Source organism: Cytobacillus stercorigallinarum, assembly GCF_014836495.1.
GTDB classification, from domain to species: Bacteria; Bacillota; Bacilli; order Bacillales; family Cytobacillaceae; genus Cytobacillus; species Cytobacillus stercorigallinarum.
The window spans coordinates 1-7,302 of record NZ_JACSQT010000028.1; the positions used below are offsets into that span (position 1 = coordinate 1).

Genomic DNA, 7,302 nt, shown 5'->3' on the forward strand with positions numbered 1-7,302 from the left:
GATGAAGTTCCCATTGAAGGTGTAATTCAGCCGAAATGGAAAGACGTTATTGTTGAGACAGACAGCAAAGGGATAGAAAGAGTAAATCGAATCAACTATGAAATTGCAGTAATCCAATCGCTTCGCACTCGACTTCGGTGTAAAGAAATTTGGATTGAGGGTGCTGATCGATATCGAAACCCAGATGAAGATCTCCCTCAAGATTTTGAAGAGAACAAGGAAGAATATTTTCAAGCACTGAAAGCACCACTTGATGTAGAGCCTTTTATTGAAGATATTCTACAGTTGATGAAAGATAAACTCCATTTATTGAATCAAGGGCTAGGAGATCATAGTAACGAAAAAGTAGCCATTACTACCAGAAATAATAAAGGATGGATTAGAGTCACTCCACTCGAAAAGCAACCAGAACCTCCACATGTGACGATGCTTAAACAGGAGATTAAGAACCGTTGGACCGACATTAACCTATTGGATTTACTAAAAGAAACAGATTTTCATACGGAGTTTACCAAACACTTTAAAACCACCGCCAATCGAGAGATTTTAGATCGAGAAACCGTCCAACGAAGGCTTCTTCTAAGTTTATTTGGATTAGGAACGAATACAGGTTTGAAAACAGTTTCTGCTGGAAACCATCTAGATAGTTATCGAGAACTTCGATATATACGCCAAAAATTTATTCATAAGGATCATTTGCGAAAAGCCAACGCCGAGGTTACCAACCATATCATCTACAATCGAATGAAAGAGGTATGGGGAGAAGCTACCACTGCATGTGCTTCCGATTCAAAACATTTTGGCTCTTTTGATCAGAACTTGCTTTCAGAATGGCATCCTCGTTATAAGAAGCATGGAGTCATGATCTATTGGCATACAGATCGAAAATCAGCTTGTATCTATTCTCAGCTTAAGTCCTGCCTTTCTTCTGAGGTGGCAGCAATGATGGAAGGGGTTCTTCGTCACTGTACGGACATGGAGGTTGACAGAAATTATGTCGATACACACGGACAAAGTGTCGTTGCATTTGCTTTTTGTCATCTACTTGGTTTTAAACTGATGCCACGGTTTAAAAATATTGGATCTCAAAAGCTATATCGTCCAGAATCCGGCATGAATGAGGAATATCCTCACCTACAACAGGTTTTAAGTAGACCGATTAACTGGGATCTTATTCGGCAACAGTATGAACAAATCATTAAGTTTGCAACTGCTCTACGGTTAGGTACTGCTTCTGCCGAATCCATATTAAAGCGATTTACAAGGGATACGAAACATCCAACCTATCAGGCTTTATGTGAATTAGGAAAAGCGATTAAAACGATCTTTTTATGTGATTATTTACACTATGAAGAGATTCGAAGAGAGATCCATGAAGGATTAAATACAGTGGAACAATGGAACTCAGTGAATACTTATATTTTCTATGGGAAAAACAGTGAGATTCGTTCCAATTCGATAGAAGATCAAGAGGTGTCTGCCTTATCACTTCAATTGCTGCAAAATTGCTTAGTCTATATGAATACCTTAATGGTACAAGAGGTTCTTTATGACAACAACCAATATTGGTTGAAGAAAATGACTCCAGAAGATTTTAGGGGATTAACACCTTTATTTTATCATCATGTCAATCCATACGGAACTTTTGAACTCAATATGAATCAGCGAATACCTATTAAGTTGAAGGTGTCGTAGTTTTTTATCATTTTGATCGGTGACAAAAGCCAGCTAATATCCCATCAAGATATTAGCTTGAGGACTTTGAGGTTGATGCGAGAAAAATTCATATACGTGATCGAGGTGAATTGTCCAATCTAGCTGAAATTAAAACGGTATGTAGTCCCCGTAGTATTGATGTATCTGCACAATGATAGGGTGCTTGCCTTGCTTACTTTTTTATCAACTGATAGTTATACTTTTAAAATCATAACTCTGAAAATACCCCCTTATCTAGCAATGATTTTTGCAAAACTTAAGACATAAGGTAAGCATCACTTTTCCCTTTTTGGGAGCTAACTCTGCTTTGTTTTTCCTTTTAAATAAGAGATACCTAGTAACAAAAATGGAATAGGAAACAGGACAATCATATATGCGTAAATATCTAATGTTTTATCTAGCCGAAGATGTTCTTTTGATAAATAGTACGTACCAAGGAATACGAGTAAAACAAACCCCGTAAACCCAAATCGTCTTATCCACTTTGAGGAAACCTTTGATACAGTTATATCATAAGCGATTCGGAAGTATAGACTGCAGCGTATGTATGTCCCTACAGCCATTAATAGTAATCCATAAATATCAAAACGATCAATGAATCCTAAACTAATAATTCGTACTGACTCTAATGCGGGGTATACAGAATTATCAGCCTGACCTAATCCGAAAATCGTAATACTACCTATAGTTGTTGAAAACATCATAAGTGCATTTAACAAAATTCCAATACTCCATAGTAAAAACATTCGTTTTTCACGCATGTTTTGAATAGGCACACATAAAAGCAGCAACAATTCTATCCATATACTAACAAGCAGCAAAGATCCCCATAATATTGGACTCCAACCAAACTCAAATATGGGTTGAAGCTGACTCCAATCTTTCATCTTTGTGTCCAAAAGCGTGACTGTATGTCCAGTCGCCATAGCAATTATTGCTAGTATTCCTGCCGTTAATGCAATTCTTTTAATACCTTTTGAAGCTGCATAAACAAAGAATAACAAAAACCAGACCAGTATAGCCAATCGTGGTGTCTCAGGAAAAAAGGCAATGTAGATAAAATCAACTAACAAAGCAAACGAGAAAATTGTTAAAAATAAAAAGTAGATAATGAAAATTATCTTTATCATCACTCCAAAAGGTTTTCCTAATAAATTGTGAAGCATATCAGAAATATTTTGTTTTGGGTATTTAAGTCTCAAACGATAAATGGAGATTGCCAACGTAAATGCTGCCGGAAGTGATATAATTATGGAAATCCAAGCATCTCTCCCAGCAACATCGAGCATTAACGGAAGAATCACGACATGTCCCATGATTGGAAGCGTCATTATTAATAAAAAAAGTGTCTCCCATTTCGTTAACATATCAGTAATCTCCTTCTTCATTGTCCATAGAATCTATAGAATCTATCGTTTATAAGGGTTGTTATAAGGCTTTTTGTGATTTCTATTTATACTCTTATTTATTAGGCCTTGATGAGTAATGTTTGTATGAACATCAATTATTATATCTGCGTTAGAAAAAATCTCATTCCATTCAGATTGGATACCTTGCCATTGTTTTGGATATTTCCGATAGGTCTCTAGCCCTATTCCTGATATATCTGTCTTTAATTCCTTTTGAAGTTTATCCAAAGTTAAACGTACATTTTTTTCGGTTTGGTTCGATACTTCCTCTTCAACCTTACTTATCCATTGTTCATTTATATTGCTTTTCGTGGTATTATCAGCTAAAGTTCCCTCTATCTTGATATTCAGATGTGCGTTAAGTTGATTTCCATTTAATATTGGTTTTATTTTCGTCTCTGATTTCTTTATCTCTAAAGAGACCTTCTCCTTATCATTTAGAGATACAGTTCTACCTCCTCCTTTTGCTTTGTTCAAAAGAATATTCAGCCCAACAGTTTCATGTGTATTTAATTTACCGACCATTTTATCGTTTCTAATGACGGCCGTACCGTCTAATGAAGTAATAGCTTTATCCTTTTCTTTTTTTGTTTTAATGATCGGAAGATAGGCATTAGGAATAGGCCCCTCAATTAACTTATAAAATTCATATATTTTTACGGATGTAAATTCAGCAATATATTGTGTTTGTTCTAAAGCAGAAACTATTTCTGCCGAAGAAAGATCTTCATAAAGTGTAGAAGTACCCAAAATATCAATTGGATTTTCTTCTGTAATGAAAAGATAACTATTCAAACGAAACATTTGATCGCGTCTGCTTTCATCAAGGTAGTCAATAAAATTATCTTTTGCTAATTCCTCACCAATCACCCATAAACGAGTATGCTCAAAATAAAGCCGACGTTTCGCATCTTTTATGAATTCTCTTGCGCCTTGTATCAATGAGTCCGCGTCTCTTTCTAATAGAATATTTTGGCCATTTCCTCCGCCCCCCTCTCCTCCACCTTGTTCACTTGGTCCAGTTGGTTTTATGATTTCGACGCTAATTCGTAATTGTCCGTCAGATTTATCCAACCCTATCCCATGTACAAGTGCTGATTTATCAAGTTCTTGACTACTCCAACAGCCGGTTAATAAAAATAATAATGGGATGATAGTTAGCATCCTTACCATCATTTATCACCTGTTTTAGGTAATGATCTAATTCTAGTCTTACGCTGATTCGGTATACTTTTTGGTCGCTGTTTTTTCCACCTCAACGGTAAACGAATCAGTGAATCTTTCCAATCCTGAAAATAAAAAGGTGCAAATGGCGCCATAAATGGAATCCCAAGCGATGTTAAAGAGATCATATGTGTTAATAAACCGAGCATGGCGACAATTAGTCCATATCCCCCGAATAAGCTACTAGCAATAAATAATCCTATCCTAAGAAGTGCGGTGACGTCTGCAATTGGGGTGATAACAAATGCAGCAATGTACGATATGGATACAACAATAATGGTCGGTGCACCAACAAGTCCGGCTGAGACTGAGACTTGTCCCAGAATCAAAGCACCAACAATACTTAACGCTGAGCCAATTTGTTGAGGAAGTCTGACACCAGCCTCACGGACAACTTCAAACATTAAAATCATCATGGCAATTTCCATTGCTAGAGGGAATGGGACCGTCTCTCGCGCTTGAATAATAGGGACAATCATATCAGATGGAATCATCACCTTATGAAAATTAATAGCTGCAATATAAATGCCTGGTAAAGAAATACTGATTACAAATGACACGAAACGCAGCATTCGAATGAAGGAACTATAATAGGGTCGAGAACTGTAATCTTCTATACTTTTTATATTTTCAAGAAATAGGGATGGAACAAACAAACTGACCGAATCCCCATTTACAATGATCACAATTCTTCCTTCCATTAATAAGGCTGAAGCTTTGTCAGGACGTTCTGTATTTCCAATCGTAGGGAAGATTGAAAAGGGATGGTCTTCGATGAATTGTTCGATTTCCCCTGAATTATTTATCTCATCCACTTTAATTTGTTCTAATCTTTGTTTGATCCGTTCAATCAATTTTGGATCCGCAATGTCCTTTACATATCCGATTGTAATATCCGTTTGACTATATTCACCAATTTTAATTGTTTCAAACTGTAAAGAAGGATGTGGGATTCTTCGCCGTAACAATGCAATATTAGTAGGTGATGATTCAATAAATCCGTCATGTGCTCCTCTCACAGCTCGATCAGATTGAGGTTCGGAGATTGCTCGAACCTCGTACCCTGGTGCATTTAGCAGTAATCCTTCACTATACCCATCCAGTAATAGTAACGTATTTCCCTTCAGTATTTGGTATACAGATTTTTCTAGATTATTTTCCTTCTTTGTGTTAAAAATAGAAATTCTTTCTTTTACTTGTTTTAATTCTTCTCCCATAGTGCTATCTAGAGATTCCTTAGTCAGTGGCTCTAATACATTATTGCGAATGGCATCTTCATCAATTAACCCGTCTACTATAACTAGTAGAGCTTTCAATGTGCGACCGTCATGTAATGGAATGATGAAATCATGAAAAATGATATCATCACTTGAATCTAACAGTTGTTTTAGTTTTTCTTCATTTTTATGAACATCCGATGAGAACAAAATTGAATTATTAAATTGTTCTTCCTGTGTCCATTTAGTATTTTGCTTCATTTTTTGCATAATGGATTTAATTTTTAAATAACGCATAGTTTAACCCATCCTAGAAAAGTTTGTTTTTTATACTGTTATTATGGCTTTTATAACTAATAATATGTGCCGTTTTTGGAAATGATATGTTAATGATTTTTGCGCGAATTACATTAATTTACTGGGAATTTATTAATATAGAAAGGTGGGGAGTAAGGTGGATCAAACAAAGTTAATAAAATGATGATAGCTCTTAATATGAATTTTTCATGGTTATTGGGTATATTGGCTGGTTTAAATATTATTTTTTTTCCGTATGCAGGGGAAGATTCTCTTTTCCAGGCTTGGGCTAAAATATGTCTTATTACATTTTTTCAATGAAGACGAACAAATAACAAGAACAAAATAGGTTATATAAGCATGGTATACATATGAGTGAAGACATTATTAAAAATGTCCTTGGCACAAAACCAAGAGCTAGACATAAAGAGCAATATATTAATAATTAAGATCAATGCTTTTCAAATCCTATTATACATAGGGAAATCTTAAGCTTCGAATTCACTTTCTAATAATTCCTTCTCTTATTCAAGAAAATAGCCCTTTTCTTGAATAATTAACGTGTTTGAGAGGTAAATTTAATCACACTCAAGCACACATAAATTTTAAACACTAAATTAATAAACTTTTTACTCAACTAGATTACCAAAAACCAGTGTTTTTGTAATGCCCCCCCATCGCCCTGTTACCCTTTGATTTTATTAAGATTAGCAGTTACCAAAAATAATTACCAAAAGTATTATCAAATACCTTTACAATAATTGCCCCTCTAGTAAAATAAAAATATACAAGTTTATTGGAGGTTACAAATGATAATTGGTTATGCTCGGGTATCTACTATTGACCAAAATTTAGATCGGCAAATTGGTATGCTTAATGAATATGGTTGTGAAAAAATAGTTGAGGAGAAATTCACTGGTACAGTTAAAGATAGAAAAGGACTTCACCAACTTTTTGATGTCATCCGGAAAGGCGATACAGTTGTAGTGGAGAGCATCTCCCGTTTAGGACGTAAAACATTGGATATCCTCAACATTATTCAACAGTTAGAAGAGATGGGGGTGCAATTCATTTCTTTAAAAGAAAATATGGATACAAGAACCTCTACAGGCAAAGCCATGTTCCAAATGATGTGTGGCATTGCAGAATTAGAAAGAAACCTTATTGCTGAGAGAGTAAAGGAAGGACTTGAAGCAAGTAAAAGGCGTGGGAAAACATTAGGTAGACCCAAGTTGGATAAAGAAAAGCTTGCTGTTGCGCTAAGGATGTATGATAGTGAGGAATATTCCATAAAGGAGATTGTCTCGGCAACTGGAATATCACAAGGTTCCTTATACAGAGCAGTCAATAGAAGAAAGCTTGAAGAACTAAAAAAATAGGATTTTATTACTTCTCCAAAGTTACTTTGCGGTCTACAGCAGGAACCCTGTCACTAGGCC

General features: G+C 35.5%; 5 protein-coding genes and 1 pseudogene. 3 read left to right on the plus strand and 3 right to left on the minus strand.

The features are described from left to right. The coding region (locus H9655_RS22145; RefSeq protein ID WP_191817396.1) for a Tn3 family transposase at positions 1 to 1,695 on the plus strand (1,695 nt) is incomplete at its 5' end. A gap of 56 nt (positions 1,696 to 1,751) precedes the next feature. Next, positions 1,752 to 1,868: pseudogene (locus H9655_RS22960) on the plus strand (tyrosine-type recombinase/integrase); the annotation flags it as partial. A gap of 144 nt (positions 1,869 to 2,012) precedes the next feature. On the opposite strand, the gene H9655_RS22150 reads toward H9655_RS22960, so the two are convergent. Genes H9655_RS22150 through H9655_RS22160 form a run of 3 tightly spaced genes read right to left on the minus strand, consistent with a single transcriptional unit; the run spans position 2,013 to position 5,863 of the window. Continuing rightward, positions 2,013 to 3,083, minus strand: coding sequence for a GerAB/ArcD/ProY family transporter (locus H9655_RS22150; RefSeq protein WP_191817397.1), 1,071 nt, complete (start codon positions 3,081 to 3,083; stop codon positions 2,013 to 2,015). 42 nt (positions 3,084 to 3,125) lie between these two features. Then, the gene (locus H9655_RS22155) at positions 3,126 to 4,298 is read right to left on the minus strand and encodes a Ger(x)C family spore germination protein (protein WP_191817398.1); all 1,173 of its coding nucleotides are present in this window, start codon (positions 4,296 to 4,298) and stop codon (positions 3,126 to 3,128) included. Beyond that, positions 4,298 to 5,863 carry a spore germination protein gene (locus H9655_RS22160; RefSeq protein WP_191817399.1) on the minus strand — a complete coding sequence of 522 codons (1,566 nt, stop codon included), beginning with the start codon at positions 5,861 to 5,863 and terminating at the stop codon, positions 4,298 to 4,300. The genes H9655_RS22155 and H9655_RS22160 overlap by 1 nt, the downstream gene beginning before the upstream one ends. 809 nt (positions 5,864 to 6,672) lie before the next feature. Here H9655_RS22160 and H9655_RS22165 point away from each other — a divergent pair. Then, positions 6,673 to 7,242, plus strand: coding sequence for a recombinase family protein (locus H9655_RS22165; protein ID WP_191817400.1), 570 nt, complete (start codon positions 6,673 to 6,675; stop codon positions 7,240 to 7,242). Positions 7,243 to 7,302: the final 60 nt, after the last annotated feature.

Coding starts and splice junctions, on each gene's coding strand:
- H9655_RS22165 (WP_191817400.1), top strand. CDS start 6,673: ATGATAATTGGTTATGCTCGGGTATCTACTATTGACCAAAATTTAGAT.
- H9655_RS22155 (WP_191817398.1), bottom strand. CDS start 4,298: ATGGTAAGGATGCTAACTATCATCCCATTATTATTTTTATTAACCGGC.
- H9655_RS22160 (WP_191817399.1), bottom strand. CDS start 5,863: ATGCGTTATTTAAAAATTAAATCCATTATGCAAAAAATGAAGCAAAAT.
- H9655_RS22150 (WP_191817397.1), bottom strand. CDS start 3,083: ATGTTAACGAAATGGGAGACACTTTTTTTATTAATAATGACGCTTCCA.